General features: G+C 74.4%; 24 protein-coding genes and 1 pseudogene. 15 read left to right on the forward strand and 10 right to left on the reverse strand.

The features are described 5' to 3' along the window. Nucleotides 1-127: 127 nt before the first annotated feature. Nucleotides 128-742: a class I SAM-dependent methyltransferase gene (locus ACFYOS_RS33470; protein ID WP_387150393.1), complete on the reverse strand. Its 615-nt coding sequence runs from the start codon at nucleotides 740-742 to the stop codon at nucleotides 128-130. Between the two features lie 238 nt (nucleotides 743-980). On the opposite strand from ACFYOS_RS33470, the gene ACFYOS_RS33475 reads away from it, so the two are divergent. From ACFYOS_RS33475 to ACFYOS_RS33495, 5 genes are all read left to right on the forward strand, one after another. Beyond that, entirely contained in the window at nucleotides 981-1,109 is a 129-nt protein-coding gene (locus ACFYOS_RS33475; RefSeq protein ID WP_387150396.1) for a hypothetical protein, read from the forward strand. A 2-nt stretch (nucleotides 1,110-1,111) separates the two neighbouring features. After that, nucleotides 1,112-2,380 (forward strand): MFS transporter, encoded by a 1,269-nt coding sequence (locus ACFYOS_RS33480; protein ID WP_387150399.1) that lies wholly within the window; start codon nucleotides 1,112-1,114, stop codon nucleotides 2,378-2,380. Between the two features lie 354 nt (nucleotides 2,381-2,734). Next, nucleotides 2,735-4,216: an NCS2 family permease gene (locus ACFYOS_RS33485; RefSeq protein WP_387150402.1), complete on the forward strand. Its 1,482-nt coding sequence runs from the start codon at nucleotides 2,735-2,737 to the stop codon at nucleotides 4,214-4,216. A 226-nt stretch (nucleotides 4,217-4,442) separates the two neighbouring features. After that, the gene (locus ACFYOS_RS33490) at nucleotides 4,443-4,931 is read left to right on the forward strand and encodes a GNAT family N-acetyltransferase (protein ID WP_387150404.1); all 489 of its coding nucleotides are present in this window, start codon (nucleotides 4,443-4,445) and stop codon (nucleotides 4,929-4,931) included. An 89-nt stretch (nucleotides 4,932-5,020) separates the two neighbouring features. Next, nucleotides 5,021-5,818 (forward strand): alpha/beta fold hydrolase, encoded by a 798-nt coding sequence (locus ACFYOS_RS33495; protein ID WP_387150407.1) that lies wholly within the window; start codon nucleotides 5,021-5,023, stop codon nucleotides 5,816-5,818. Here ACFYOS_RS33495 and ACFYOS_RS33500 read toward each other — a convergent pair. The 4 genes and pseudogenes from ACFYOS_RS33500 to ACFYOS_RS33515 all read right to left on the reverse strand — a co-directional run bounded on the left by ACFYOS_RS33500 (nucleotide 5,790) and on the right by ACFYOS_RS33515 (nucleotide 9,399). Beyond that, nucleotides 5,790-7,154, reverse strand: coding sequence for a TolB family protein (locus tag ACFYOS_RS33500; RefSeq protein WP_387150409.1), 1,365 nt, complete (start codon nucleotides 7,152-7,154; stop codon nucleotides 5,790-5,792). The two genes, ACFYOS_RS33495 and ACFYOS_RS33500, sit on opposite strands and share 29 nt — an antisense overlap. Further along, nucleotides 7,151-7,654: a SigE family RNA polymerase sigma factor gene (locus ACFYOS_RS33505; protein ID WP_387150412.1), complete on the reverse strand. Its 504-nt coding sequence runs from the start codon at nucleotides 7,652-7,654 to the stop codon at nucleotides 7,151-7,153. Before ACFYOS_RS33505 ends, ACFYOS_RS33500 begins: the two co-directional genes overlap by 4 nt. A gap of 109 nt (nucleotides 7,655-7,763) precedes the next feature. After that, a pseudogene (locus ACFYOS_RS33510) lies at nucleotides 7,764-8,291 on the reverse strand (SDR family oxidoreductase); the annotation flags it as partial. Between the two features lie 172 nt (nucleotides 8,292-8,463). Then, entirely contained in the window at nucleotides 8,464-9,399 is a 936-nt protein-coding gene (locus tag ACFYOS_RS33515) for a phosphotransferase (RefSeq protein ID WP_387150415.1), read from the reverse strand. Nucleotides 9,400-9,535: 136 nt separating this feature from the next. On the opposite strand from ACFYOS_RS33515, the gene ACFYOS_RS33520 reads away from it, so the two are divergent. After that, nucleotides 9,536-10,309, forward strand: a complete 774-nt coding sequence (locus tag ACFYOS_RS33520) for a polysaccharide deacetylase family protein (RefSeq protein ID WP_387150417.1) — start codon at nucleotides 9,536-9,538, stop codon at nucleotides 10,307-10,309. Nucleotides 10,310-10,391: 82 nt separating this feature from the next. Here the strand turns inward: ACFYOS_RS33520 and ACFYOS_RS33525 are convergent, their stop codons facing one another. Next, on the reverse strand, nucleotides 10,392-10,970 hold the full coding sequence (locus ACFYOS_RS33525; RefSeq protein ID WP_387150419.1) for a dihydrofolate reductase family protein: 579 nt from the start codon (nucleotides 10,968-10,970) through the stop codon (nucleotides 10,392-10,394). 91 nt (nucleotides 10,971-11,061) lie between these two features. Between ACFYOS_RS33525 and ACFYOS_RS33530 the strand changes: the two genes are divergently transcribed. Together ACFYOS_RS33530 and ACFYOS_RS33535 are read left to right on the forward strand one after the other, a co-directional pair. Further along, entirely contained in the window at nucleotides 11,062-11,640 is a 579-nt protein-coding gene (locus tag ACFYOS_RS33530; protein ID WP_387150422.1) for a TetR/AcrR family transcriptional regulator, read from the forward strand. Between the two features lie 73 nt (nucleotides 11,641-11,713). Continuing rightward, nucleotides 11,714-12,865, forward strand: coding sequence for a polysaccharide pyruvyl transferase family protein (locus ACFYOS_RS33535; RefSeq protein ID WP_387150423.1), 1,152 nt, complete (start codon nucleotides 11,714-11,716; stop codon nucleotides 12,863-12,865). An 8-nt stretch (nucleotides 12,866-12,873) separates the two neighbouring features. Here ACFYOS_RS33535 and ACFYOS_RS33540 read toward each other — a convergent pair whose 3' ends face one another. After that, nucleotides 12,874-13,077 (reverse strand): hypothetical protein, encoded by a 204-nt coding sequence (locus ACFYOS_RS33540; protein ID WP_387150424.1) that lies wholly within the window; start codon nucleotides 13,075-13,077, stop codon nucleotides 12,874-12,876. Between the two features lie 83 nt (nucleotides 13,078-13,160). On the opposite strand from ACFYOS_RS33540, the gene ACFYOS_RS33545 reads away from it, so the two are divergent. Next, a complete protein-coding gene (locus tag ACFYOS_RS33545) occupies nucleotides 13,161-13,682 on the forward strand; it encodes a DinB family protein (protein WP_387150427.1) in 522 nt (173 codons plus the stop codon). A 6-nt stretch (nucleotides 13,683-13,688) separates the two neighbouring features. On the opposite strand, the gene ACFYOS_RS33550 is transcribed toward ACFYOS_RS33545, so the two are convergent. Beyond that, nucleotides 13,689-14,561 carry a carbohydrate kinase family protein gene (locus ACFYOS_RS33550; RefSeq protein WP_387150430.1) on the reverse strand — a complete coding sequence of 291 codons (873 nt, stop codon included), beginning with the start codon at nucleotides 14,559-14,561 and terminating at the stop codon, nucleotides 13,689-13,691. A 63-nt stretch (nucleotides 14,562-14,624) separates the two neighbouring features. Between ACFYOS_RS33550 and ACFYOS_RS33555 the strand changes: the two genes are divergently transcribed. Together ACFYOS_RS33555 and ACFYOS_RS33560 are read left to right on the forward strand one after the other, a co-directional pair. Beyond that, nucleotides 14,625-17,843 carry an SNF2-related protein gene (locus ACFYOS_RS33555; protein WP_387150432.1) on the forward strand — a complete coding sequence of 1,073 codons (3,219 nt, stop codon included), beginning with the start codon at nucleotides 14,625-14,627 and terminating at the stop codon, nucleotides 17,841-17,843. Beyond that, nucleotides 17,840-18,796 carry a hypothetical protein gene (locus ACFYOS_RS33560; RefSeq protein WP_387150435.1) on the forward strand — a complete coding sequence of 319 codons (957 nt, stop codon included), beginning with the start codon at nucleotides 17,840-17,842 and terminating at the stop codon, nucleotides 18,794-18,796. Before ACFYOS_RS33555 ends, ACFYOS_RS33560 begins: the two co-directional genes overlap by 4 nt. Nucleotides 18,797-18,814: 18 nt before the next feature. Here ACFYOS_RS33560 and ACFYOS_RS33565 read toward each other — a convergent pair whose 3' ends face one another. Then, nucleotides 18,815-19,072, reverse strand: a complete 258-nt coding sequence (locus ACFYOS_RS33565; protein WP_387150438.1) for a DUF3040 domain-containing protein — start codon at nucleotides 19,070-19,072, stop codon at nucleotides 18,815-18,817. 619 nt (nucleotides 19,073-19,691) lie between these two features. Next, complete coding sequence (locus ACFYOS_RS33570; protein WP_387150471.1) at nucleotides 19,692-20,363, reverse strand: bifunctional DNA primase/polymerase; 672 nt, start codon at nucleotides 20,361-20,363, stop codon at nucleotides 19,692-19,694. A gap of 241 nt (nucleotides 20,364-20,604) precedes the next feature. Here ACFYOS_RS33570 and ACFYOS_RS33575 point away from each other — a divergent pair, with 241 nt between their 5' ends. The 4 genes from ACFYOS_RS33575 (at nucleotide 20,605) to ACFYOS_RS33590 (ending at nucleotide 24,197) form a co-directional block, all read left to right on the forward strand. Continuing rightward, nucleotides 20,605-21,831 (forward strand): helix-turn-helix domain-containing protein, encoded by a 1,227-nt coding sequence (locus ACFYOS_RS33575; protein WP_387150440.1) that lies wholly within the window; start codon nucleotides 20,605-20,607, stop codon nucleotides 21,829-21,831. A 19-nt stretch (nucleotides 21,832-21,850) separates the two neighbouring features. Continuing rightward, complete coding sequence (locus ACFYOS_RS33580) at nucleotides 21,851-22,432, forward strand: flavoprotein (RefSeq protein WP_387150443.1); 582 nt, start codon at nucleotides 21,851-21,853, stop codon at nucleotides 22,430-22,432. Between the two features lie 200 nt (nucleotides 22,433-22,632). Further along, nucleotides 22,633-23,463 carry a Nif3-like dinuclear metal center hexameric protein gene (locus tag ACFYOS_RS33585; RefSeq protein WP_387150474.1) on the forward strand — a complete coding sequence of 277 codons (831 nt, stop codon included), beginning with the start codon at nucleotides 22,633-22,635 and terminating at the stop codon, nucleotides 23,461-23,463. Beyond that, the gene (locus tag ACFYOS_RS33590; protein WP_387150446.1) at nucleotides 23,460-24,197 is read left to right on the forward strand and encodes a zinc ribbon domain-containing protein; all 738 of its coding nucleotides are present in this window, start codon (nucleotides 23,460-23,462) and stop codon (nucleotides 24,195-24,197) included. Before ACFYOS_RS33585 ends, ACFYOS_RS33590 begins: the two co-directional genes overlap by 4 nt. The last annotated feature ends 2 nt before the right edge of the window (nucleotides 24,198-24,199 follow it).

The following is a 24,199-nucleotide window of genomic DNA, read 5'->3' on the forward strand; positions in this document are numbered from 1 at the left end:
GAAGTGCCTCTCACACGGGGAACCTGCACGACTCGACACCGGGCAGTTTTCCTTACGTGGCAGGCACTTCGCCATATCTACCCACCCGCCGGACATCCAAGATCACGACCGCCGTGAAAGGCCGAGGCTAGCCGCGATCGGCGAGCAGGACCCAGGTGAACGGCTGCACGCCACCCGCCGGGGTGTGGTGCTCAGCCCGGGCAGTGCGGACGACGGTGTAGCCCGGGAACTCCCCGGCCAGATCCTCCGCTCCGTAGCGAGCGGTCGATAGCCCGGAACACTGGGTGGGACCGTCCGCGGCGAACGTGCCGACCACCGCGTAGCCACCCGGGGCGAGCGCCTGCCGCAGCACCTGCCGATAGCGGTCCCGGTCGGCAGGGTCGGTGAGGAAATGGAACACCGCCCGGTCATGCCACAGCCGGTAGCGGCGGGCCGGACGCCACGACAGCAGATCTGCCACGATCCAGTCGACGCGGCGCGCGTCGGGGCCCAGGCGGCTGCGGCTGGCAGTCAGGGCATCGGCAGCAACGTCCAGCGCCGTCACGTCCCGATACCCCGCCCGTAGCAACTGGTCGACCAGCACGCTCGCCCCGGCCCCGACGTCGATCACCGGATCATCGAGTGACAGCCCGGCGTCGCCGATGAGGGCCATCGACGCGTCGGCCTTCGCCTCGAACCAGCTCACCTCCGTGACTGCCCGACCGGAGTAGACCGCGTCCCAGTGCGTGCGCGTGTCGTTCACGCCCACCAGCCTCCCACCGGGCCGCAGTTTTCCAGCAGCACGATGGTCATGACCTACGGCACCCCGCCCAGCCGATTTCGGTCAGTCGGCTGCAGGGCACCAGATCATCCCCCAAACCCGGCTCCCCGTCGCTGACCTCCGCAGCTGTCCACACCACCGGCCCCGACAACGACGGGACCTGGTCCGGGGCATCTCGTTCCCCGGCCTCGACCTGGGCGCTACTATCCTGACCCGGCGGGTGGCGGCGGAGTTCCTGGTCCGCGAGGTGCTGTTCACCGCGACCACCGCCGACACCTTCACCGTGCTGCGCCGCTTCCCACTGACCGGCGGGGACGGTGGGGACGAGCTCGCCGCATTACGGTCGTGATCATGACGCGGTTGTTCGGCCATCCCGGGTACGCACGGTTCTGGACGGCCGACACGGTCTCCACGTTCGGGACGTACCTGACCACCGTCGCGTTGCCGCTCCTCGCGATCGTCGCGCTGGACGCCAGCGATGCCGAGGTGGGGCTGGTCAACGGTGCGCGCTGGACGCCGTACCTCCTCTTCGGCCTGCTGGCCGGCGTGGTGGCCGACCGCCACCGGCGGCGGCCGATCCTGGTCGCCACCGACCTGGCCCGCGCGGCGCTGCTGGCCCTGATCGCGGCGCTCGCGCTGCTCGGCGCGCTGCGCGTGCCCCTGCTGATGGTCCTGGTCGCCGCGTTCGGCGCGCTGTCGCTGCTCTACGAGGCCGCCCACCAGTCCTACCTGCCCCGGCTCGTCCGGCCCGCCGCGCTGACCCGGGCGAACGCCCGGATGGAGCAGAGTGCGTCGCTGGCGCAGACCACCGGCCCGTTCCTCGGCGGGGCGGTGGTGGCGGCGGTCGGCGCGCCGGTGGCGATGCTGGTCGACGCGGTGTCCTACCTGGCCTCCGGGTTGTTGCTGGCCACGATCCGCCGGCCGGAACCGGCCCCGGCACCGGCCCGCCGTCAGCTCGGGCGGGAGCTGCGGGAGGGGCTGTCCTGGGTGTACCGGCACCGGGTGCTGGCGCCGTACGCGCTCACCCTGCACGCCCGCTTCCTCTTCGCCAGCATGGCCTCCACCGCGTTCACGCTCCTCGTCGTACGCGGGCTCGACCCGGAGTTGCCGGCGGAGCGGGCGGCGGTCGGGCTCGGCGTGGTGCTGGCCCTCGGCGGCGTCGGCGCGGTGGTCGGCAACGCGCTGTCCCACCGCGTGGGTCGGTGGGGTGCCGGGCGGGCCATCCTGCTGGAGCGGGTGGTCGAGCCGCTGGGCTGGACCCTGGCCGCGCTCGCGGTGACCGGCACCGCCGGCTGGATCATGGTGGGCGCGGCCCAGTTCGTCGTCTGGCTCGCGCTGGGGATCAGCGGGCCCAACGAGATGGGGTACCGGCAGGCCGTCACGCCGGACCGACTGCAGGGCCGGATGAACGCCACCATCCGGTCGCTGAACTGGGGCATGCTGACCGTCGGCGCGCCATTCGGCGGCCTGCTCGCCGCGCACCTCGGTCACCGGCCGGCGATCCGGGTCGCGGTCGCCGGCATGGCGGTCGCCGCCACGGTCGCCGTCCTCTCGCCGATACGCACCGCCCGGCACCCCGAGGCCGTTCCGGACCCGGAGCCCACTCCGGCCGCCCGGTGAATTCGCTTGCCGGCCGTGACGTCGGCCGGTTGGCTCGGGGCATGGCCGAGGCGGCACCGCCGGCAGGCCGACGCGCTCAACGCGGACTGGATCGGCCGGCACCGGTCGCGGAAGTGACCTTGCCCACGCCCGCCTCGGCTGAGGCGTAGGGGCAGGTCAGCCGCCGTTAACAAAGCGTTAAAGTGGGCGTACGAAGTCGCTCCCCCGACCGGGTGCGGCTTCGTAGTGCTTCACGGGATCCGTGAAGCCCAGCCGTCCCGAACGTTCTCCGGGCCAACCGAATCGGGACGACTGCACCCCCACCGCCCGACCGGCGCGTCCGGCGGGCCAACCCGGAACGGAGTAAGCCACGCCATGAGCGTGACTACGCAGGATCCTGCTGCCCCGGTCGAGCCGGCGGCACCCGCCGAGCACGGTCGCCTCGACCGCTTCTTCGAGATCACCCGCCGGGGCTCGACGGTCAAGCGCGAGGTGCTCGCCGGACTCACCACCTTCGCGACGATGGCCTACATCGTCGTGCTCAACCCGCTGATCATCGGCACCGCCCCGGACAAGGACGGCAACCTGCTCGGCATCGCGCCGGTCGCCGGGGTCACCGCCCTCGTCGCGGCGGTCATGACGATCATGATGGGCATCGTCGGCCGGGTGCCGTTCGCCGTGGCGACCGGCCTGGGCCTGAACGCCTTCGTCGCGTACGCCGTCGCCTCCCAGATGACCTGGGCCGAGGCGATGGGTCTGGTGGTGATCGAGGGTCTGATCATCACCGTGCTGGTGCTGACCGGCTTCCGGAAGGCCGTCTTCCGGGCCATCCCCGCCGAGCTGAAGGCCGCCATCGCCGCCGGTATCGGCCTGTTCATCGCGCTGATCGGCTTCGTCGACGGCGGTCTCGTCCGGGCTGGCACCGGCGTGCCGCTGCAGCTCGGCTCGGGCAGCAACGGCACGCTGCACGGCTGGCCCACCGTCGTCTTCGTGGTCGGCCTGCTGGTCACCGGCATCCTGGCCGCCCGCAAGGTGAAGGCCGGCGTCCTGATCGGCATCGTGGCCACCACGGCCGTCGCGGTGATCGTCAACGCGTTCGCCAAGCCCGGCGGGGCCCTCGTCAACGGCAAGCCCAACCCGGACGGGTGGCGACTCAACGTCCCGACCCTGCCGGACCCGCTGGTCCAGAAGCCCGACCTGCACCTGCTCGGCAACGTGTCGTTCAGCGCGTTCGCGCACGTCGGCGTGATGACCGCGCTGCTGCTGGTCTTCACCCTGGTCCTCGCCGACTTCTTCGACGTGATGGGCACCACTGTCGGCCTGGCCAAGCAGGCCAACCTGGCCACCGAGGACGGCACCGACATGCCCCGGCTGGGCAAGGTGCTCTTCGTCGACGGTGTCGCCGCGGTCGCCGGTGGCGCGGGCAGCGCCTCCTCGGCCACCACCTACGTCGAGTCCTCCTCCGGCATCGCGGACGGTGGGCGTACCGGCCTGACCAGCGTGGTCACCGGCGTGCTCTTCCTCGGCGCGCTGCTGCTCACTCCGCTGGTGACGCTGGTGCCGAGTGAGGCCGCCGGCCCGGCCCTCGTGGTCGTCGGCGCGCTGATGATCCGCCAGGTCAAGGACATCGACTTCACCGACGTGGGCGTCGCGGTCCCGGCGTTCCTGACCATGACCCTCATGCCGTTCACCTACTCGATCACCAACGGGATCGGCGCCGGCTTCGTCAGCTGGGTGGCGATCCGGGTGGCGCAGGGCAAGGCCCGCCAGATCCACCCGCTGATGTGGGCCGTCGCCGTCGCGTTCGTGATCTACTTCGGGATCAACCTGGTCAAGGCCGTCACCGGCGTCAGCTGACCGGTCGTCCGCCGCGCCCCCGCTGCCCCCTGGCCCGAGGCAGCGGGGGCGCGGCGTATCCGGATCATGGGTTAGGGTGCCGTCGCGCGGACACGCGACCGTCGTGGGCGCAGGGGAGATGAGGCCATGGATCGCCATGAGCTTCCTCCGTCATGCCCTTTTCCGGGTCGCGTTTCCTGACTGACTGACCGCGGCCCGGGTCGCTCCACGACCTTGGAGAATTGCGTTGTCGTCAATTGACCTGATCACCGACCGCCTTGTACTGCGTCCCTGGCCGGCCGAGGAGGCCGCCGCCGTCGTCGCCGGTGAGCGGCGACCGCACTGGGCGGCGGACTTCCCCGCCGACGGCGAGCGGATGATCGCCGGCCTACTCACCCGGAAGCCGGAACAGCCGCACGGCCATCGCCTGATGATCGAGCGGGAGACCGGCCTGACCGTCGGCGGGATCGGCCTGAAGTGGCCGCCCACCGACGGGTCGGTCGAGTTCGGCTACGGGGTGGTCCCGTCCCGGCGCTGCCGGGGCTACACCACCGAGGCCGTTCGGGCCCTCGTGGCCCACGCCTTCACCCTCCCCGGGATGGTGCTGGTGTACGCCACCGTGGACCCGACCAACGTGCCGTCCGTCCGGGTGCTGGAGAAGGCCGGCCTGCGCCGGGACGGCGTCGTCGACAGCGACGAGGGTCCGCTGCACCGGTACGTGGCCGAGCCGCGCTGAACCGGCCCGGCCCGGCGGCGGGGCGACCCGCCGCCGGGCCGGTCACCGGCCGCCCTCGTTGTACGGATACGCGGAACGACGGGAGGGACATGAGCTACGCGGACGTCAACGGGGTGCGGCTCTGGTACGAGCTGCACGGGACCGGCCGGCCGCTGGTCCTGCTGCACGGCGGGTACGGGTCGGTGGAGATGTTCGCCCCGATCCTGCCCGCCCTCGCCGCGCGCCGGCGGGCGGTCGCGGTCGACCTCCAAGGGCACGGCCGCACCGCCGACGTGGACCGTCCACTGCGGTACGAGTCGATGGCCGACGACGTGGCCGCGCTGCTGCGCCACCTCGACCTGGCCGAGGCCGACGTGCTCGGCTACTCGCTCGGCGGCGGGGTGGCGCTGCGTACCGCGATCCAGCACCCGGACCTGGTCCGTCGCCTGGTGCTGGTCTCCACGCCGTGCCGGCGGCAGGGCTGGTACCCGGAGGTGCTGGCCGCAATGGCCACCCACGACGAGCAGGTCGCCGGGCAGATGCGCGGCACCCCGCCGCACGAGCTGTACGAGCGGGTGGCGCCGCGCCCGCAGGACTGGCCGGGGCTCTGGGCCAAGACCGGCGAGCTGCTGCGCCGCGAGTACGACTGGTCCGCCGAGGTGGCCGCCCTCCCGATGCCGGTGCTGCTGGTCTACGCCGACGCCGACTCGATCCCGGTCCGCCACGTGGCGGAGTTCTTCGGGCTGCTCGGCGGCGGGCACCGGGACGCCGGCGGGGACGGCAGCGACCGGCCGGTATCCCGGCTGGCCGTGCTGCCCGGCCTGACCCACTACGACATCGCCGGCTCCCCGGCGGTGCCGGCCGTCGTGCTGCCCTTCCTCACCCACGAGGTCCGCGCGCCCGAGTGACCACCCGACGGGCCAGCACCCCGCCGAGCAGCACCAGGGCCGCCAGCGTGGTACACCACCAGAACCGGCCGCCCACGCCCCACGGTGGGTTGGCGTCGCGGACCTGTCCGGAGCGGACCACGTCGTCCGCGACGTCGATCGCGAGCACCTGGTCCGGCGCGGTGAGCACGCTGGCCGGCGCCGCCGCCCCCGGCGCCAGCGCCAGCACCCGGATCGACCGCACGTGGCCGTACGCGGTCCGCTCGTCCATCTCCAGTGGCCGGTCGAACCGGGCCGGTGCTGCCGGCTCCGGCCGGTACGCGACCACCAGCGCGGAGCCGTCCGGCCGCCAGCCGAGCAGCCGGATCGTGGTGACCCCGGTGACGGCGGGCAGCTCGAGTGCGCCCAGGTCCCGGCCGGTGGCCGGGTCGACGTGGCGCAGCCGCCACCGGGTGCTGTCCGGGTCCCGGCTGACCAGGGCCAGGCTGCCGTCCGCCAGCCAGGCGCCCTTGCCGGCCAGCCCCGTCTCGGGCGGCAGCGGGAAGGACGAGATGCCCTGCCCGTCGGTGCCGGCGATGAGCACCTTGTCGCCGACCCGCCAGGCCAGCCGGCTGCCGTCGGCCGAGAACGCCACCGGGTTGCCGAAGATCGGCAGCTGCTCGGCCTCGAGCAGGCGGACCGCCCGGCCGGTGTCGAGCCGGACCAGGCTCAGCACGTTCGCGTGGGCGTTGCCTTCCGGGTTGGCCGGGACGGTGTCCCGGACCACCAGCGACTTCCCGTCCGGGGCCCAGCCGGCCGGCTCGGTCATCACGCTGCCGGGCACCACGCTGGGCAGGTGCCGTGCCACCCCGTCGACCAGGTCCACCAGGTCGATCCGGGGGTGCTCGCTGGACCCGCCCGGCACGGCGATCCGCCGGCCGTCGGGGGAGAGCAGCACCTGCTCGCCCGCCGGCGCCTCGTAACCCACCCGGTAGGTGCGGTAGCGGTCCGCCTCGGCGCCCACGATGCCGATGGTGCCGTTCTCGTCCAGCAGCCCGGTGAGGCCGCGCGCCTGTCCGCTGAAGATCACCGACGCCGGACCGAGCCGGGGCCGGTCGGTGGCGTGCAGCGCGCCGAGCACCGGAAGGCCTATCCGGTCCGGCAGCGTCGGGCCGTCCGCGCCGGCCGGCGCGCTGCCCTGGCCCCCGCCGCCGCGCCCGACCAGCGGCACCAGCGCCACCAGCACCAGGACCGCGGCGACGGCCGCGGCCATCCGCCGCCGCGTCCGGCGGGCGGTCCGCACCGCCCGGTCGTGCACCGGGTACGCGGGCACGTCGGCCACCGCCTCCCGCAACGCCTCCCGCAGCCGTACGCTCATCGCCCGCTCCTCTCCGGGGCCCGCTCCACCAGGTCGGGGACGAGTTCGCGGAGCCGGCGTACGGCGTCGTGCCCGTGCCGCTTGACCGTGCCCAGCGAGCAGCCCAGCACCTCGGCCACCTGTGCCTCGGTCAGGTCCTCGTAGAACCGGAGCACCACCACCGTCCGCTGCCGCGAGGGAAGCCGGCGCAGCGCCGCCACCACGCTCAGCCGCAACGCGGTGGCCTCGGTGTGGTCGCCGCCGCCCCGCTCGGCCGGTGCCGGGTCCAGCCGTTCCGCCACCCGGCGCCGACGCCACCAGGACACCTGCTGGTGGTACATCACCCGGCGCACGTACGCCTCCGGGTCGCCGTCGCGGATCCGCCGCCAGTGCCGGTACGTCCGGGCCAGCGCGCTCTGCAACAGGTCCTCGGCGAGCTGGTGGTCCCCGGTGAGCAGGTACGCGGTCCGGGACAGCGCGGGCGACCGCTGCACCACGAACTCGTGGAACGTCTCCGACATGCCCACCCCCTCGCCCTCTACAGACGCCGTCCACCCGACGAATGGTTGAGGACGGTGGTCGTTTCGTCGTGGGCGGGTGCGGAGCCGGTCCGCACCCGCCCGATCGGGGTCAGATGGCGAAGCCGCCGTCGACGTCGACCACCGCCCCGGTCACGTACCCGGCGTCGGGGCCGGCGAGGTGCGCCACCACGGCCGCGATCTCGTCCGGTGCGGCGTACCGGCCGAGCGCGGTGAGACCGGCGATGGCCCCCGCGTTCGGCCCGTCCGCCGGGTTGGCGTCGGTGTCGGTGGGACCGGGGTTCACCAGGTTGACGGTGATGCCCCGGGGCCCCAGTTCGCGGCCGAGTCCCTTGGTCAGCCCGACCAGCGCGGTCTTGCTCATCGAATAGAGCGCCAGGCCCGGGAAGGGCGCCCGGCGGGCGACGTTGCTGCCGATGCTGATGATCCGGCCGCCCTCGCCCAGGTGCCGGGCCGCCGCCTGCGCCGCCAGGTACGGCGCCCGTACGTTGACCGCGAGTGTCCGGTCCAGCTCGTCGGCGCCCACCTCGTCGACCGGCCCGACCAGGAACACGGCCGCGTTGTTCACCAGAATGTCCAGCCGACCCAGGTCGGCGACCGTGCGGTCCACCGCCGCGCGATCGCCGCACCGATGCCCCGCCCGCCGCCCGTGACCAGGGCGACCTTTCCGTCCAGTGTCGTCATGGGACCAGCCTCGTCGGCCCGCCGGCCGGGGTCTGGCGGCGATCGGACGACGCGTTCGCCGGCTCGGCTCACCGGTCGTCGACGGGAGGACCGCACCGCGGGTGCGGTCAGGTCAGTCGGCGGGCCAGCCAGGGCAGCAGGGTGTCGCCCTGCAGTCGCTGGAACGCCCGGACCGTGGGGATGCCGGGCGGCGGTGGCAGCCGGGCGCTGTCCAGGAAGAAGCCGGCCAACCCGGCCAGCACCCCGGTCACGTCGGCCGGGTCCACGTCGGCGGTGAGCGGCCGGGCGCGCAGCAGCGCCTCCGGGTCGTGGCCGCCGTGCACCTGCACGTTGACCAGCACCAGCAGGCTGTCCAGCCAGGCCGGACCCCGGCAGGCCCACGGCCAGTCGACCACGCTGACCGTGCCGTCGGGGGAGATCAGCAGGTTGTCGGCGCGGATGTCCAGGTGGCACAGGGTGTCCCCGGCCAGCGCAGCGAGCCCGCGCTCGGCGGCGACGCACAGCTCGGGTAGCCGGTCCCGGGCCCACGGGTCCAGGTCGGCCGGCGGGTTCTCGGCGATCCGCCGCCAGCCGGCGAAGTCGTACCGGAGCTGCTCGGCAGCGGTGGGGGCCGCCGCCACCGACGCCGGGGTGAGCGCGGCGGCCATCGTCTCCAGGGTGGACAGCACGGCGGCCAGTTCGTCGGGGTCCCAGGGGGTCAGCGGGTGCCGGCCCTCGACGTCGGTGAAGACCAGCGCCACCCAGTCACCGTCGTCGTAGCTGCCGAGCAGCCGGGGCGCGGGAGTGCCGGGCGGCAGGGCCGCGGCGACCAGTGCCTCCGTCCGGTGCAGGTGCGGGCTGCGGTCGTTCTGGGCCGGGCTGACCGCCTTGACGAAGGCCCGCCGGCCGCCGGCGGTACGCACCCGGTCGGCGGTGCCGGGGGAGTAACCGCCGGTCTGCGAGGCCGCCGCCGCCACCCGGTCGCCGAGGATCTCCTCGACCGCCGCCCGGACGTGGCCGGGCAGGTCGGTCCAGCGGATCCGGGCCTTCGTCGCGTTCGTCACCACCCCACCGTGCGGGAGCCCGCCCGGCCGGGGCAAGCGATTACCGCGCCCCGACGGTGTAGCGGAGGACAACCCTGAGACCGGGCGGAATCGCAATCCCGGGCGCCCACCCCTGCTGCCGGCTTAGCATCGGTGCGTGCCTCTGGACCGCCGCAGCGCCCTGAGCGCCGCCGCCGCGGTGGCCGCCGGGCTTGTCGGAGTTGCCGCATGCGACTCGCCGAGCCGCCCGTCGGCCGCGCCTGGGTCGGGCTCGGCATCACCCTTCCCGTCCCCCGCCAAGTCGGCCGGAGCCGTCCCCGGCCACGCCTCCGTACCGGGAGAGATCAACAGCGGGCCACGGGACCGGCCGAACGTGGCGCTGACCTTTCATGGCCAGGGGGATCCGGCCCTGGCCCGCGAGCTGCTGGCCGAGCTCGAACGAGGGAATGCCCGGGTCACCGTTTTCGCCGTCGGATCGTGGTTGGCTGACCAGCCAGCGATGGCCCGGCGGGTCCTCGACGGCCGGCATGAGCTGGGCAACCATACCGAGAACCATCGCGACCTCAGCCGGATGGCCCCGGCCGAGGTGTTCAATGAGATCGACGCATGCGCCCAGCGGATCAGAAAGCTCACCGGCTCGATCGGCACCTGGTTCCGGCCCTCGCAAACCCAGCACGCCAACGCGCTGATCCGCGCCAATGCCAACCGGGTGGGCTATCCGACCTGTGTGTCCTACGACGTCGACTCGCTGGACTTCACCGACCCCGGCTCACCGGCGGTGGTGCGGACGACGCTGAGCCAGGTCCGGCCCGGCTCGATCGTCAGCCTGCACTTCGGCCACCGCGGCACCCTGGCCGCCATCGGACCGATCCTCGACGGGCTCCGCCAGCGGGGCCTGCACGCCGTGACCATGAAGGAACTGATGGGCTGATGCTCGTCTTCCCATGGCCAACTACGAGGGGATGGCCGGGGGCACCGCGCTGTGGCGGACGCCGCCCGGCCGGGGCAATCGGTTACCGCGCCGCGGCGGTGTAGCGGAGGACGACCACGCCACTGTCGAAGGGCCGGGTGTCGACCAGGGTGAACCGGTGCGGCTCGAAGCCCCGGTCGGCGAGCGGGACGCCGCTGCCGACCACCACCGGGTTCAGCTTGACCACCAGTTCGTCGACCTCGCCGAGGAGCTGTCCGGCGAGGTGCCCGCCGCCGCACAGCCAGATGTCGCCGCCGGGCCGTTCCTTCAGCTCGCGGACGAAGGCCACCGGGTCGCCGTCGACGATCTCCACCTGCGGGTCGTCCGACGGGGGCAGCGAGCGGGCGAAGACGTACTGCTTGAGGTGGGCGTACGGGCTGGTGACGCCCATCTTCAGCGCCGGGTCGTAGGTGGCCCGCCCCATGAGCAGGGCGTCGAAGCGGCCGGCCGGCGGCGAGGCGATGCCGTACTGGGCGTGGGCGAAGGTGGGGAAGGTCTGGGGCCACTCGGCGGTCAGGTAAGCCGCCACGTCCGGCTCCAGCGGGAGGAAGTCGTAAGACCCGTCGGGGGCGGCGATGAAGCCGTCGAGGGTGCTGGCGACGTAGTACACGAGCTTGCGCAAACCGACTCCGATGTTCGGGCTCAACCACGACGGCCGTCGTGGTTGGATCAGAATGTACAACACCTGTCGTGGTTGTTGCTAGAGTGCTGGCATGGCCAGGAATCCGGAACGCCGTATCCTGCTCGCCGACGCGGGGCTGCGGGTGCTCGCCGCCGCCGGCGCGCGCGGCCTGACCCACCGCGGGGTGGACGCCGAGGCGGGCGTGCCGACCGGCACCGCCTCCAACTACTACCCGTCCCGCGCGGCGCTGCTCGCCGGCCTGGCCGAGCGGATCTTCGACCGGATGGCCCCCGACCCGGCGGTCCTGGCCGACCTGGGCCGGCGTGAGCCGTCCCTCGCCCTGATGACCGACTATCTGCGCTACATCGTCGAGCGCACCACCCGCGAGCCCGACCTCACCCGGGCCCTGTTCGAGCTGCGGCTGGAGGCGTCCCGTCGGCCCGAACTGCGTCGCGCGCTCGGCGACGTGCTCCGCCGGGGATACGCCGACGACGTGGCCTTCCACGTGGCGGCCGGGCTGCCCGGAGGGGCGTTCGAGGTGGCCCTGCTGCACTACGCGGTGGACGGGCTCCTGCTCGATCAGCTCACCACCTCCGTCGACGCCGGGTTCGACGTCGACCAGGTGGTTTCCGCCCTGGTCTCCCGCCTGGTCGGGTCGGCGGCCGGCTGACGGCGGTCCGCCCAGGTATGCCCCCCGACGCAGCGGGAAACCGGCGCGGGACGCCCCTGGGGAGGAGCGACGGATGACGGATCGCGCCGAACTGACCATCGGTGTGCTCGGCTCGTACGGCGGACGCAACCTCGGTGACGAGGCGATCCTCAGCGGTCTCCTGGCCGACCTGCGGCGACAGGAGCCGAACGCCCGGATCATCGTCTTCTCCCGGAACCCGGCGCACACCGCGCTGGCCCATCCGGACGTGGAGGCGGTGCCCTGGGAGGGGGTCAGCCGGGTCGACTCGTCGCAGATCCTGGGTCAGCTCGACCTGCTCATCCTCGGCGGCGGCGGCATCCTCTACGACCGGGAGGCCCGCCGGTACCTGCGGGTGGTCCGGGTCGCCCAGGAGCGCGGCCTGCCGCTGCTCACCTACGCGGTGGGCGTCGGCCCGCTCAGCGACGGGGTGGACACCGGCATGGTGCGGGAGACGCTGGCCGGGGCCACCGAGGTGACCGTGCGCGACCAGGAGTCCCGGATGGTGCTGGAGGAGTCCGGGCTGCTCAACCCGATCACCGTCACCGCCGACCCGGCGTTCCTGCTGGAACCCGAGGAGTTCCCGGCGAGCTGGCTGACCGAGGAGGGCGTGCCGTCCGGCAAGCGGCTGGTCGGGTTGAGCGTCCGGGAGCCGGGCCGGGCCGCGGAACGCCTCGACGTGGACGGCTACCACCGGCTGCTCGCCCAGATCAGCGACTTCCTGGTGCACCGGATCGACGCGTACGTGCTGTTCGTGCCGATGGAGCGTGACGACATCCGGCACTCGCACGGGGTGATGTCGCACATGGTCGCCGCCGAGCGGGGCCGGGTCCTGCACAACGACTACACGCCCCGGCAGGTGCTCGGCCTGATGAAGCACTTCGACCTCGCGGTCGGCATGCGCCTGCACTTCCTGATCTTCGCCGCCATGATGGGCACGCCGTTCCTGCCGCTGCCGTACGCCGGAAAGGTCTTCGACCTGGCCCAGCGGCTCGGGGTGCCGGCGCTGCGCGGCGTGGAACGCGAGGTGGAGGGCCCGTTGCTGGCCGAGGTGGACCGGTTGTGGGACGAGCGGGAGGCGCGGGCGGAGGAGACCGCCCGGCTGGTGGCCGAGGTGTGTGAACAGGCCCGGGGCACCTCCCAGGTCACCCGGGGTGTGTTGGAGAGCCTCCGGTCGCGCGCCCTGAGCCGGGCCGGTGCGATCTGAGGGCGGGGTCAGACCGCCGGACCTCGCCAGGCGTACATCCACGGACGGCCGGGCTGGTCGACCGACTCCAGTTCGTAGATCTGGGCCCCGGCCAGCCCCTCGGGGCCGATGTGGTGATGGGTCAGCGGCGGCCGGTCGTTGCCGTCCAGCTCGACGGTGACCGTCTCGCCGTCGGCCGCGCCGCCCACCAGGGGGATCTGCACCGTTGCCATGCGCCCATCCTGCCCCGGAGATCGCCGGTGCGCAGCGGATAGCGGGGCAGCGGGCCGGCCGGACCCGGGACTAGGGTCCGGGGATGGCGGACACGACGATCGACCCCACGCTCGGTCCGGTCCTCGCCCGCACGGGTGACGAGCGGGCCGTGCTCGAATCGTTCCTCGACTTCCATCGGGCCATCGTGCTGCGCAAGGTGCGCGGGCTCCCGCACGACGAGGCGAGCCGTCGCCTGGTGCCCTCCCTCACCACCCTCGCCGGCCTGCTCAAGCACCTGGCGCTGGTCGAGCGGAACTGGCTCCCCTGCCTGTTCGCACCGGGGCCGGGCGACGTCTACCTCACCACCGAGGAGGAGGCCCGGGCCAGCTTCACCCTCGACCCGGGCGAGACCGTCGAGACCCTCGCGGCCGCGTACGAGGCGGCCTGTGCCCGCTCCCGGGACGTCGCCGCGCGGTTCGACCTGGACCACGTGGTGCCGCACCCGCAGCTCGGCGAGGTGTCGCTGCGCTGGGTGCTCGTCCACCTGATCGAGGAGACCGCCCGGCACGCCGGGCACGCGGACATCCTCCGCGAGCTGACCGACGGCGAGACCGGGGCGCTCTGAGCCGGGTCAGTTCCGGGGCAGCAGCCCTGGCGGATACTCCATCCCGTCGTGGGTGCAGGCGGCGGCGGCCACCCGGGCGGCGTACCGGGCCGCGTCGAGCGGGGACGCGCCGCGCAGCCGGGCGGCGATCAGGCCGGCGGCGAAGGCGTCGCCCGCGCCGTTGGTGTCCACCACCGGGGCGGGCGGGGTGGTCGCGGGCACCCGGACCGGCGGGGTGTCCGGGGCGTGCAGGGTCGCACCGGCCGCCCCACCGGTCACCAGCACGGTCCGGGGCGTCATCCCGGCCGCCACCTTGCCGGCCCGGTCGCCGAGCCGGACGTCGCTGACGAAGACCAGGTCGGCCGCGTCCGCGAAGGGACGGTGGTAGTCGTTCTCGCCGTCCCAGTCGTGCAGGTCGGTGGAGAGCGGCACGCCGTCGGCGAGACCCGCGCGCAGGACCGGCAGCGCCTCCCGGGCCCAATCCATGATCGACACGTGCACGTGCGCCGCCTCCCGTACCAGGGCGGCCAGCTCCGCCTCGGCGAACGGCGCCGGCCCCGAAAACCCACGCGGATCGTAGAGGGACATCCGGCGGCCGGCCGGATCCACCATGTTCACCGATCGGCGGGTCCCGGCCGGGGCGTCGGCCAGCACGGTGCGTACCGACGTACGGGCCAGCGCCGCCCGGACCACGTCGCCGGCCGGGTCCGCGCCCAGCACGTCCACCAGTGCCACCCGCAGGCCCAGGGCGTGCGCGGCGAGCGCCACCCCGGCGCCGGTGTTGCCGATCCGCAGCTCGATCGGGGGTACGGCCAGCGAGTCGGCGGCCGGCAGCGGCAGGGCGGGCACCTGGGCGCGGATGTCGACGCCGAGGCCACCGATCACGAGCAGATCGACCATGGCGCCGACAGTAGTCCGCCCCGGCCGCCTATCCTGGCCCCGGGCGTCGTCGAGGGGGAGTGCGTGCTGGTCATCCACGGGTTGTGGCTGCCCGGCCTCGGGCTCGCCGTGTGGGGCGAGGAGAGCACCCTCCCGGCCCGGGCGCCCCGCCGGCCCGGCCGCGCCCCGCGCGAGCGGCCGCACCCCTTCGCCGCCGACGTCGCCGCCCTGGCCGCCGCGCTCGGCGGGCCGCCGGCCGGGTCGGCCTCCGTGCTGCTCACCCTGCCCACCCGGGCCGGCTCGCCGGTCGACTCGCCCGAGCTGGTCCGGACCACCGTCGGGGAACCGGTCCGCGGCCCGGTCACCCTCGCCGGCTGGCGGGTCCCCGCCCTCGCGTACGCCCCGGACGCCGCGTACGCCCTGCTCCGGGACCTGGACCCGGGCGTCGCCGTGCCGGGCGCGAGCCTGCGCCACCTCGCCGAGCTGGCCGAGTTCGCGGTCGACCTGGTCAGCCGCGGTCGGGTGCTGCCCGGAGTGATGGCCGATGCGGCCGCCGAATCCGCCGGGCCCGACCCGGTGTCACCGACCGCGTCGCCCGGTTCCGCCGCCGGGAGCCGGCGCGGGCGGGGCCCGGGCGACGCCGAGCGGCCCCGCCGGCACCTGCGCCCGGTGGACGACTCCGACGTGGTGACCGCGCAGGCCGTCTGGCGGCCCCTGCTCACCGGCTCGGACGCGGCCTGGGCGCGGTCGCTCGCCGGTGCCCTGCCCCCGGCCGCCCGCGCCGCCGTCGAATGGGAGATCACGACACCCGCTGCCGCGTCCGCACCGGAGGTGGCGGCCGGAGCGGACGGCGGCGCCGAGCCGGGGGAGCTGGTGGCCGACGCCCTCGACGCGCTGACCGACGCCGCCGCCCGGGCCGTCCTCGCCGACATCCGGCTGCACCGGGGGATGCGTCCGGGCGGCCCGGTGCCCCGCTGGCTGGCCGCGCTGACCGGAACGGAGCCCGGGTTCACCACCGGGCCGGACGCCCTGGAGCTGCTCCGCACGGAGCTGGACGCCTGGCAGCGCGACGCGGCCGGCGGCGCGGTGCGGGCCGCCTTCCGCCTGGTCGAGCCGGATGTCGACCCGGTGGCCGAGCTGGTCGAAGGGGGCGCCTGGCGGGTCGAGTTCGGCCTGCACCCGGCCGACGAGCCGGGCCTCGTGATCGACGCCGCGCAGGTCTGGCGGGGGCCGGCGCGGGCGCTCGCCGACCGGGGGGTCGACCCGCAGGAGACCCTCCTCGCCGAGCTGGGCCGGGCCAGCCGGCTCTGGCCGGAGCTGGACGACGCGCTGCGGACCGCCACGCCGGAGGGGATGGAGCTGGACGCGGAGGGGGCGCACCGGTTCCTCCGGGAAGGGGCGCCGGTGCTGCACGCGGCCGGCTTCGGCGTGCTCCTGCCCTCCTGGTGGCGCCGGTCCTCGGCCCGGCTCGGCGCCCGGCTACGGGCCCGCAGCCGCACCGCTCCCGGCACGGTCGCCGCCGCCTCCGCCGGGCTCGGGCTGGACGCCCTGGTGGACTACCGCTGGGAGGTGGCCCTCGGCGACCAGCCAATGACCGCCGACGAGCTGGCGTCCCTGGCCGAGTTGAAGTCCCCGCTGGTCCGGCTGCGCGGGCGCTGGGTGGAGCTGGATCCCAACCGGCTGGCCGCCGGACTGCGGCTGCTCCGCTCGGTCGGCGAGCTGACCGTGGCCGACCTGCTGCGGATGGGCCTGAGCGGGGCCGACCGCCCGGACGGGCTGCCGGTGCTGGCGGTGACCGCCGACGGGGCGCTGGGCGAACTGCTGGCCGGGGAGGCGGAGCGGCGGCTCAGCCCGGCCGACCCGCCGGCCGGGTTCGCCGGCACGCTGCGGCCGTACCAGCGGCGCGGGCTGGCCTGGCTGGCCTTCCTCCAGTCGCTCGGGTTGGGCGGGATCCTCGCCGACGATATGGGGCTGGGCAAGACCGTGCAGCTGCTCGCATTGCTCGCCGGGGATCCGCCGGAGGCCGGGCCCACCCTGCTGGTCTGTCCGATGTCACTGGTCGGCAACTGGCAGCGGGAGGCGGCGAAGTTCACGCCGGGGCTACGCGTCCACGTGCACCACGGCGCGGAACGGGCCCGGGGCGAGGAGTTCAGCAACGCCGTGCACGCGGCGGACCTGGTGCTCACCACCTACTCGGTGGCCGCCCGGGACGCGTACGACCTGGCCGGGACCGACTGGCACCGGGTGGTGGTGGACGAGGCGCAGGCGATCAAGAACGCCGCCACCCGGCAGGCCGAGGCGGTCCGGTCGCTGCCCGCCCGGCACCGGGTCGCGGTCACCGGTACGCCGGTGGAGAACCGGCTCGCCGACCTCTGGTCGATCATGCAGTTCGCCAATCCCGGCCTACTCGGCCCGGCCGCCACGTTCCGGAAGAAGTTCGCCGAGCCGATCGAGCGGCACGCGGACGCCGAGGTGGCCGGCCGGCTGCGCCGGATCACCGGCCCGTTCGTGCTGCGCCGGCTCAAGACCGACGCGTCGATCATCTCCGACCTGCCGGAGAAGCTGGAGATGGAGGTGCTCTGCAACCTCACCGCCGAGCAGGCCGCGCTCTACCGCGCGGTGGTCGACGACATGATGGCCCGGATCGAGTCCAGCGACGGGATGGAGCGGCGTGGCCTGGTGCTGGCCACCATGACCCGCCTCAAGCAGGTCTGCAACCACCCGGCGCAACTGCTGCACGACGGCTCGGCCCTGTCCGGCCGCTCCGGCAAGCTGGAACGCCTCGAGGAGATCGTCGACGAGGTCCTCGCCGCGGGCGAGAAGGCCCTGCTCTTCACCCAGTACGCCGAGTTCGGTGCCATGCTGCGCGGGCACCTGTCCGCGGGTACCGGCCGGGAGGTGCTGCTGCTGCACGGCGGCGTCGGCAAGGCCGACCGGGACGCCATGGTGACCCGGTTCCAGTCCCCGGACGGCCCGCCGCTCTTCGTCCTGTCGCTCAAGGCCGGCGGCACCGGGCTGACCCTGACCGCAGCGAACCACGTGGTGCACGTGGACCGGTGGTGGAACCCGGCCGTGGAGGACCAGGCCACCGATCGGGCGTTCCGGATCGGCCAGCGCCGCCGGGTGCAGGTGCGCAAGTTCGTCTGCGCCGGCACCGTCGAGGAGAAGGTGGCCGCCATGATCGCGGACAAGCGCAGCCTGGCGCAGCGGGTGGTGGGCACCGGCGAGCAGTGGGTCACCGAGCTCTCCACCGAGACGCTGCGCGAGCTGTTCGCGCTGGAGTCCGGGGCGGTGGTCGAGTGACCACACCGGACGGACCGGCCCGGTTCGCGGACTTCGGCCCGCCCCGGCGGGTCGAGGGCGGGCTGAAGGCGCGCAGCACCCGGGGTGCCATCGGCCGGTCCTGGTGGTCCCGGCGGTTCCTGGAGGTGCTGGAGTCCTTCGCCCTCGGCACCCGGCTCACCCGGGGTCGGGCGTACGCGCGGCGGGGCCAGGTGCTCCGGCTCGACGTCGCGCCCGGGCTGGTCACCGCCAGCGTGCAGGGTTCCCGACCCGACCCGTACCCGGTGCGGATCGGGCTGGCGGCGTACCCGGACGAGGTGTGGGACCGGATCGAGGCGGAGCTGGCCGGGCAGGCGTTCTTCAGCGCCCGGCTGCTCGCCGGGGACCTGCCGCCCGAGCTGGAGGAGCTGTTCGCCGCGGCCGGCGCGCCGCTCTTCCCGGCCACCGTGGACGAACTCGACCAGCACTGCGGCTGCCCCGACTTCGCGGTGCCGTGCAAGCACCTGGCGGCCAGCTTCTACCTGCTCGCCGAGGCGTTCGACGCGGACCCGTTCCAGCTCCTGCAGTGGCGCGGCCGGAACCGGGCCGAGCTGCTCGACCGGCTGCGGACGCTGCGCGGCGCCGGCGCCACCCTCGACGCCGTACCGGCCGACCGGGCGGCGGCGCCGGGCGGGCCGGCCGGCCCGACCTACGGCGCTGCCCCACCGGAGCCGCCCGTCACCGGTGCGGCGCGGGTGCTCGGCGGGCTGCCGGCGATCCCGCCGACCGACGCGGTGGACCGGTTCTGGCTGGCCCCGGTGCCGCTGCCCGACCGGCCGCCCACCCTGGCGGCCGGGCCGGAGCTGCTGCTGCGCCAGCTCGCCCCGCCCGGGGCCGAACTGGGCGGACCCGGCCTGGTCGAGCGGCTGCGCCGGGCGTACCGGGAGTTCGGCCGGCCCCGGCCGGCGGCCGACCCGGAGCCCGGGCCGGACTGACGCCGCGCGCCGGCACGGTCACAGCCAGCGCCTCCGGAATCGCCACATCAAGCCGGCGTTGGCCAGCAGCACCATGGCGCAGATCGCGCCGGCCAGCCGGCCGGCGAGTACGGTCATCGCCGGCAGCGAGGCCCACAGCACGATCGTCAACAGCATCAGGTACCGGCCACGGCGGGCCCGGGCCCGGGAGTCGAGCCGGGCGAAGAACTGCGGGTCGCTCTCCCGCAGCTGGCGGGTGATCTGCTCGAACCTACGCTGATCCTCTTTGCTGAGCATGGCGGTGCCTTCCCCTCACGGCTTCAGCGGTTCGGCGGCTTACCCGCAACGGCGGCGGGTCACGCGCCGCTCCTCCCGCTACTTTCGCCGGCCCGGACGGCACCGCGGATCTTCCGGTCGGACGACCTCAGTGAGGGCTCATCCGTGGCTTAAGTTCCCTGTGCGTCGAACGGCGCGAACAGCACTCCGGCGACCGAAACGTGACGTCGCGGCCCTCGCCGCCCGGGTCCGCCCTGCTCCGGACGCCGACGCCTGGGCCGGGGCGTACCGCGCGCTCGCCTCCCCACCGCCCATCTGCACCGCGGTCGTCACCGACGACGCCCACCTCCTCCGCGCCCGCACCCCCTGGCTGACCGACCGCCGCTGTGGTGGTCAGCGGAGGGGGCGGTGGAGGATGGCCGGGCGGGAGCCGGTGGGGCGGGGGCGGCCGGGACGGGTGAACCAGGGCCGGGTGCCGGCCCAGCGGCGCGGGCGGCGGTGGTGCCACGGAGGTTCGGTGCCGCCGGTGTGGCGGGCCCCGTCGTCCCTGGACATGGTCAACCCCCGCTCTGGCGCGAGCGCGCCCTCACCGGGTTCAACGAGTGCGGCGCCGGGGAGGTCGCTGTCGCCCGGCCGTCGGTCAGCACCCGCGCCGGGGGAGCGGGAGTTGGCCGGGCAGCAGTTCGGGGATGAGCCTGATCCCGGCCGCCCGTAACGCCGCGATCAGCGCGTTCTGCACCAGGTAGGAGTCGGGGAGCTGCCAGCGGGCCTGCTCCGGGGCGACCGCCCAGCGCACCGTCCCCTCCGGCAGCCGGGTCGGCGGCGCCGCGATCCACGAGCCGGGGCCGTGCCGGACCACGTGGAAGCAGTGCTCCAGCTCCGGCCGGAGCGGGTCGCCCGGGCGGACCAGGAACATCCAGCGTCCGGTCGGGGTGACCAGGACCGGCCCACGTACGCCGAATCCGGCGGGATGGGTCGCGACGGCGTCCAGCACCCGCCGACCGAGGTGCGCGGCGACCTCCAGCACGTCGAACGAGCGCCCGGTGGGCAGCAGCACCCCGTGTGGTCGGTCCCGCCACCAGGTGGCCACCCGGGCCGGGTCGGCGCTCGCCGCGTGCTCCCAGTCCTCCAGCGCCGGATGGCAGCCGATGGTCGGACAGCCGGCCCGGCCGCACACGAAGCGGTGGTCGGCCAGGCAGGCGCCCGGGGTGACCTCCCAGCCGTGGACCGCGTACCGGATGGCCACCCGGCGCAGCCGGACCCGCTCCAGAGGCGACAGGTGAGCCACGCGCGGTCCGACATCGCCCCACATGTCCGCCATCCCCTCGTGTCCTCACCGGACCGTCCACACGTAACACTTCGAGCGCCGTCACCGCCGTAACCCATGTTCGTTGAGTTGACGAACGGCTGATGCAACTTGCACGGAAACTACGAGGACTGGCCGTATGGGTGACGCACAGACTGTGCGACCAGGACAAATCTGAAACTGACGGACTGCTGCGGTGGTCGACCGGGGGGATCAGCCAGACGCGCGGGCAGGGGGAGGGTGCAAGATGGACGACTTACCCATAGGCCGTCGGGTGGCATACTGGCGCGGCCGGCGCAAGATGTCCCAACAGGTCTTCGCCGACCGGCTCGGCAAGTCGAAGAGCTGGGTGGACAAGGTCGAGCGCGGCGTACGGCGGCTGGACAAGTTCTCCGTCGTCTACGAGATCGCCGACATCCTCCAGGTCGACGTCCAACTCCTGCTCGGCAAGGATCCGGAGCGGCGTACCGACGCCCTCAACTGCATCGACCAGGTCGAGGTGGAGGAGATCCGGGCCGCGCTGGAGCGGTACGACTCGATGAGTGCGTACTTCGACGCGGCGCCCTACCCCCCGCCGCTGGCCGACATGCGCAAGGCGGTCAGCCACGCCTGGCTCACCTACCAGTACGGCCGGTACGGCATGCTCACCCGGGCGCTGCCCAAGCTGCTGCGCGACGCCCAGGCCGCTGACGCCGGCTACGGCGCCGATCAGGCCCGGGAGGCGGCCCACCTGCTCGGGCAGGTCTACCAGATCGCTTCCTCGGTGCTGCGCAAGCTCGGCGAGTGCGACCTGGCCTGGCTGGCCGCGGACCGCTCGATGGCGGTCGCCCAGCGGGCCGACGACCCCCTGCTGGCCGGCATCGCCACCACCCGGGTCTGCAACGCGCTCGTCGCGATGGGCCGGCCCCGCCCGGCGCTCGAACTCAACGTGCGGATCGCCAACCGGCTCGCCCCCGGCGGCGGCAACGACGTCACCCCGGAACGCCTCTCCGTCTACGGCATGCTGCTGCTCCAGGGCGCGATGGCCGCCGCCCGGATCGGCGACTCCGCCACCGTCGACGACCTGCTCAGCGGCGCCAAGGAGGCGGCCACCCTGCTCGGCGGCGACCAGAACCACTACTGGACCTCCTTCGGCCCGACCAACCTGGAGCTGCACCGGGCCGCCGCCGCGGTCGAGCTGGGTGACGGCGGCCGGGCGGTGGAGACCCACCACCGCATCGCCGACCCGGCGTTCAACGCCCTGCTGCCCGAGCGCCGCGCGCACCACCTGCTCGACATCGCCCGGGGCTTCGCCCAGATCGGCGACGTCGCGAACGCCGGGGAGATGCTGCTGCGCGGTGACCGCCTCGCCCCGTCCGAGATCCGCTGCCGGCCGATCGCCCACGAGGTGATGTCGGACGTGCTCCGTCGCACCCGTGGTGCGCCGCCTCCCCCGATTGCGGAGTTGGCTGAGCACATGGGAGTCGGAGTATGAGCGCGGCGGCGCCGGTCGGATGAGCGGTCCGCACGCCAGCAACGGGCACCGTCGGGTGCTCTACGTCATCGCCTGCGGTTCGCCGCTGGCCCGTCACGTGGGCCGGCTGGTCGACCTCGCCCAGCCCGAGGGCTGGGACGTCTGCGTGGTCACCACGCCGGACGGCGCGAAGTTCGTCGACCGGACGGCGCTGGCCCGGCAGACCGGTCACCCGGTACGCACCCACTACAAGAACCCGGGCGACCCGGACGTGCTGCCCCCGGCGGACGCCATGCTGGTCTGCCCGGCGACGGTCAACACGGTCAACAAGTGGGCGGCCGGCATCACCGACACGCTCGCCCTGGGACTGCTGGTCGAGGCGCAGGGTCTCGGGGTGCCGATCGCGGCGGTCCCGTACACCAACTCGGCGATGGCCGCCCACCCGGCGTTCCTCGCCGGCGTGGCCCGGCTGCGGGAGTGGGGCGTGCGGGTGATCTTCGGCGACGACGTCGTACCGCTGCACCCGCCCGGCACCGGAGAGCGGCACCTGGACGCCTTCCCCTGGGCGGTCGGCCTCGCGGCGCTGCGCGGCACGTGGCACCCGGTCGCCCCGGTCGGCTGAGCGGCCCCGGACGGGCCGGCGGGCCCGCCCCCGCCGGCCCGTCCGGCCAGCCGGCGATCGGGGCCGGCGTGGCAACCACCGACCCGCCGACGACGGCTAACCCGCCGGGTGGTGCTTCCGTCCCGAGCCCTGAGCGGGCCCCGACGCCGGTAAGCTGGCCGGCCGTGAGCACAACCGGATCCCCGCGCACGGTCGCCGACGTGGTGGCCGCGCTGGACCGCCGCTACCCGCCCGCCTGGGCCGACGAGTGGGACCGGGTCGGCCTGGTGCTCGGCGAGCCCGCCACCCCGGTGCGCCGGGTCGCCTGCGTGATCGACGTGGTGCCGGAGACGGTGGACGAGGCGCTCGCCGTCGGGGCCGACATGATCGTCGCGCACCACCCGCTGCTGCTGCGGGGCGTCTCCTCGGTCGCCGCGACCACGTACAAGGGCCGGATCGTCCATCGGTTGATCAAGGCGGACGTCGCGCTGTACGTGGCGCACACCAACGCCGACGTGGCCGACCCCGGCGTCTCCGACGCCCTGGCCGCCCGGTTCGGGCTGACCGGGCTGCGCCCACTGCACCACCCGCGCCCCGGCTCGCCGGCCGACGGCCCCGGGCGGGGCATCGGCCGGATCGGCGAGCTGCCCACCCCGATGACCCTGGCCGAGCTGACCCGCCAGGCCGCCGCCGTGCTCCCCGTCACCGCCTGGGGAGTTCGCGCCGCCGGGGATCCCGGGCGTATGGTTCGTACCCTCGCCGTCAGCGGTGGCTCGGGGGACAGCTTCCTCACCGAGGCCACCGCCGCCGGGGTGGACGCGTTCCTCACCGCCGACCTGCGCCACCACCCCGCCGGTGAGCACCTCGCCGCCGGCGGCCCCGCCCTGCTGGACGCCGCCCACTGGGCGACCGAACGACCCTGGTTGGACGACCTGGCCGCCCACCTGCGGGACGAGCTGGGCGTCCAGACCGTGGTGTCCGACCTGGACACCGACCCGTGGACCGTGCACGCCGCCGCACCCCGACCGGACGACAAGGAGCCCCGACCGTGAAGGCTGACCCGAAGGTGCAGCGCCGCCTGCTCGACCTGCAGGCGCTCGACACCGCCCTGGCCCAGCTCGCCCACCGCCGCCGGACGTTGCCGGAGCTGGCCGAGCTGGAGGCGCTCGCCCGGGAGCTCTCCGCGCTCGAGGACGAGCGGGTCCGCGCCCAGGTGGCCGTCGACGACCTGGACCGGGACATCGCCCGGCTGGAGAAGGACATCGACCAGGTCCGGGCCCGCAAGAGCAAGGACGAGGCGCGGCTGGCCTCCGGCAGCGGCCCGGCCCGGGAGCTGGAGGCGATCCAGCACGAGCTGGTCTCGCTGAACCGCCGGCAGGGCGACCTGGAGGACGCCGAGCTGGAGCTGATGGAGCAGCGGGAGACCGCGCAGGGTGTGCTCGACGGCGTCGAGCGGCGGATCGCCGAGGCCCGGGACCGGCGCGCCGCCGCCGAGCAGCGCCGCGCGGAGAGCCTGGCCGAGATCGCCAAGGAGGAGGAGTTCAAGCGCGGCGCCCGCCAGCCGCTCGCCGGTGACCTCCCCGCCGACCTGGTCGCCCTCTACGACCGGATCCGCGAGGACACCGGCCTCGGCGCGGCGCTGCTCACCGCAGCCCGCTGCGGCGGCTGCCGGCTGGAACTCTCCGGCGCGGACCTGGCCCGGATCCGCAAGGCCGCCCCGGACGAGGTGGTCCGCTGCGAGGATTGCCGGCGGATCATGGTCCGGACCACCGAGTCGGGGCTGTAGCC

This window comes from Micromonospora sp. NPDC005806 (assembly GCF_042871425.1).
Taxonomy (GTDB): domain Bacteria; phylum Actinomycetota; class Actinomycetes; order Mycobacteriales; family Micromonosporaceae; genus Micromonospora.

Excerpts from the sequence above, each read along its gene's own strand:
- ACFYOS_RS33480 (WP_387150399.1), top strand. The coding sequence starts at position 1,112 with ATGACGCGGTTGTTCGGCCATCCCGGGTACGCACGGTTCTGGACGGCC.
- ACFYOS_RS33485 (WP_387150402.1), top strand. The coding sequence starts at position 2,735 with ATGAGCGTGACTACGCAGGATCCTGCTGCCCCGGTCGAGCCGGCGGCA.
- ACFYOS_RS33495 (WP_387150407.1), top strand. The coding sequence starts at position 5,021 with ATGAGCTACGCGGACGTCAACGGGGTGCGGCTCTGGTACGAGCTGCAC.
- ACFYOS_RS33500 (WP_387150409.1), bottom strand. The coding sequence starts at position 7,154 with ATGAGCGTACGGCTGCGGGAGGCGTTGCGGGAGGCGGTGGCCGACGTG.
- ACFYOS_RS33505 (WP_387150412.1), bottom strand. The coding sequence starts at position 7,654 with ATGTCGGAGACGTTCCACGAGTTCGTGGTGCAGCGGTCGCCCGCGCTG.
- ACFYOS_RS33530 (WP_387150422.1), top strand. The coding sequence starts at position 11,062 with ATGGCCAGGAATCCGGAACGCCGTATCCTGCTCGCCGACGCGGGGCTG.
- ACFYOS_RS33535 (WP_387150423.1), top strand. The coding sequence starts at position 11,714 with ATGACGGATCGCGCCGAACTGACCATCGGTGTGCTCGGCTCGTACGGC.
- ACFYOS_RS33540 (WP_387150424.1), bottom strand. The coding sequence starts at position 13,077 with ATGGCAACGGTGCAGATCCCCCTGGTGGGCGGCGCGGCCGACGGCGAG.
- ACFYOS_RS33545 (WP_387150427.1), top strand. The coding sequence starts at position 13,161 with ATGGCGGACACGACGATCGACCCCACGCTCGGTCCGGTCCTCGCCCGC.
- ACFYOS_RS33550 (WP_387150430.1), bottom strand. The coding sequence starts at position 14,561 with ATGGTCGATCTGCTCGTGATCGGTGGCCTCGGCGTCGACATCCGCGCC.
- ACFYOS_RS33565 (WP_387150438.1), bottom strand. The coding sequence starts at position 19,072 with ATGCTCAGCAAAGAGGATCAGCGTAGGTTCGAGCAGATCACCCGCCAG.
- ACFYOS_RS33570 (WP_387150471.1), bottom strand. The coding sequence starts at position 20,363 with ATGTGGGGCGATGTCGGACCGCGCGTGGCTCACCTGTCGCCTCTGGAG.
- ACFYOS_RS33575 (WP_387150440.1), top strand. The coding sequence starts at position 20,605 with ATGGACGACTTACCCATAGGCCGTCGGGTGGCATACTGGCGCGGCCGG.
- ACFYOS_RS33580 (WP_387150443.1), top strand. The coding sequence starts at position 21,851 with ATGAGCGGTCCGCACGCCAGCAACGGGCACCGTCGGGTGCTCTACGTC.